General features: G+C 78.5%; 1 protein-coding gene. It reads left to right on the forward strand.

Going from position 1 to position 2,556, the window contains the following annotated elements; translation table 11 throughout:
- Positions 1-629 precede the first annotated feature (629 nt).
- On the forward strand, positions 630-2,348 hold the full coding sequence (locus ACJOT3_RS33880) for a MinD/ParA family ATP-binding protein (RefSeq protein ID WP_406977214.1): 1,719 nt from the start codon (positions 630-632) through the stop codon (positions 2,346-2,348).
- Positions 2,349-2,556: the final 208 nt, after the last annotated feature.

Raw genomic sequence — 2,556 nt, forward strand, 5'->3', positions numbered from 1 at the left:
ATGCACCCGGCGCCGGTCCGGGCGGCCGACGGGCAGAGAACGCCGACGCCGCCGCGCCGACCCGCGCGGACACCGCCGAGCCCGCCGACACCGACGCGCGCTCCACCGGCACCTCCCGCACCACGGGCGCCGCCGTTCCCGCCCGCCCCTTTGCTCCCACCCGTGCCGACGCGGCTGCGCAGAAACACGTGGCTGCCGCCGCTGTGCCTGCCGCCGACGCCGATGCGGTCGCCCCGGCAGGCACCGGGCGTCCCGCCGACCACACACGTCCCGCGGGCCCCACCCGTGCTGACGCCGTCGCGCCGCCGTCCCGCACTTCGGACGCCGATGCCGACGCCGCTGCGCGGCCGGCGGACGCCCCCCGCGCCGCTGCCGCGCCGACTCACCCGGACCCCGCTGAGCTCGCCGCCGATGCCCGCCCCGTGGGCCCCACCCGTGCCGACGCGGTCGCCCCGGTCCGCACTGTGCGTTCCACCGGCACCTCTCGTCCTGCCGATGCGCCCGGCGTGGTTCCGGGCGGTCGGCCGGTAGGGGACGCGGCTGAGCCCGCCTCCGACGTTCACGCGGCGGGTGCCTCTCGGGCCGCCGGCGGTTCCGGCGGGGGTTCGTTCACAGTGGACGCCCGGCCGGTGTCCGGGGGCGGGAAGCCGCCGCTGGAGCTGGACCACGGCACCGGGGAGCAGGCGTCCATGCCGGTGCGCCCCCAGGAGGACGAGGACCGCGGGCCCGAGTGGAACGAGCACATGACCGTGCTCGACCGCCACCTCAGCACCGCCGACACCCCCGCCCCGCCGCGCCCCAAGTTCGCCGACGTCGTCCCCGACCACGCGCGCGGGGCCAAGGACCCCTCCGAGTGGTTCGACGACGGCAAGAAGCGCCACCCCGACCAGCCGCGGGTCGGCGACAAGGACAACCCCGTCATCCCCGCCGAGGAACTGCGCGAGGCCGCCGAGGCGGCCCCGGCGGCCAAGCCGCCCACCCAGCTCGACCACGGCACCGGCGAACTCGCCGGGTTCGCCGAGGTCCGCCAGGCGCCGGAACGCCGCCGCACCGCCGCAGACCTGGAGCAGGCCGAGGCCGCCGCCCTGGCCGGCCGCCGCACCCCGCCCCCGGCCGCCGACGGCGAGCTCCCGGCCCCGGTCAAGTGGAGCATGCGCGCCTCCGGCGCCGCCGACCCCGACACCGCCGACGCGTCCGCCGACCAGGAGCCCCGGGACCCGGAGGAGGCGCCGGTCCACGACCCGCACGACGGCGTGTTCCACCGGGTCGCCCAGAACGCCCGCCGCATCGGTCGCCTCTTCGGCCAGCCCGCCCCCGGCGAGGAGCCCGAGCCGCCCCGGCGCGAGCCCCGCTCCGACCTCGAACTCGACCACGGCACCGGCGAACAGGAGCGCCTGGGCGACACCCCCCACGGCTCGCCCACCGCCCCCGCCGTCACCCCGGCCACCGCCTCCGCCGTGCGCACCGAGGCCCCCGCGGCACCCGCGGCCGCGCCCGCCGACGACTCCGGCGGCACCCGCGGCTGGCGCCGCCTGGCCAAGGTCGTCACCGGCGGCGCCGCCCCGGTCCGCTCGGAGCTGTCCCCGGAGGACATCGAGCGCCTGCGCACCCCCCTGGAGAGCCCCCGCAGCCTGGTCGTCCTGGGCTGCACCGGCGGCGCGGGCCAGACCGTCACCACGCTGATGATCGGCCACACCCTGGCCGGCTACCGGGACGAGCGCATCGTCGCCGTCGACGTCAACCCCGGCCCCAACGGCCTCTCCCGCCGCATCGGCGCGCAGGCGCCCGAGACCCTCACCGCGCTCCTGGCCAACGCCGACGGCATCGGCGACCAAGAGTCGATGAGCGCCTACACCGGCCGCACCCCGACCGGCCTGGAGGTCGTCCAGACCCTGGACGACCCCTACGTCCAGACCCTCGACGACCGCGACTACGCCCAGCTCACCGGGCTGCTCGGCCGCTTCTACGCGGTCACCGTGCTGGACCCGGCGGCCACCGGCGTCGCCCGCGCCCTGCCCGCCGCCGACGGCCTGGTCCTGGTGACCCCGGCCAACGCCGACGCCGAGCGCGCGGTCTCCATGACCTTCGACTGGCTCGACGGCAACGGCCACGGCGCCCTGCGCGCCAAGTCCGTCCTGGTGGTCAACGGGGTCAGCAAGCGCAGCCTGCCGGACGTGGACGCCGCCGAACGGGTGGCCCGCGGCCGCTGCCGGGCGATCGTCCGCATCCCGTGGGACGACCACCTGGGGTCCTCCTACACGCGCATCGACGTCGGCGCCCTGCGCGCCAGCACCAAGCGCGCCCACGGCGCCCTGGCGGGTGTCATCGTCGACAAGCTCCTGACCTGAGCCCGGCCCTGAGCCGCCTGTTCCGCGCCCCGCCCGACCCCCGGGCGGGGCGCTCCCACGTCCGGGCGGCCCCGGCCGCGCCCCCTCGCGCCACCCCTGTCCGCCAGCCGCCCCGCCCCGGCAGCGCGCCCTCGCGCCGCCCACCGGCTGTCCCGCTGACCGCCCGCAGTTCACCCCTGCCCAGCAGTCGCCCCGCCCCGGCCGCACG

It is taken from the genome of Nocardiopsis protaetiae (assembly GCF_045446735.1).
In the GTDB taxonomy this organism is placed as follows: Bacteria; Actinomycetota; Actinomycetes; order Streptosporangiales; family Streptosporangiaceae; genus Nocardiopsis; species Nocardiopsis protaetiae.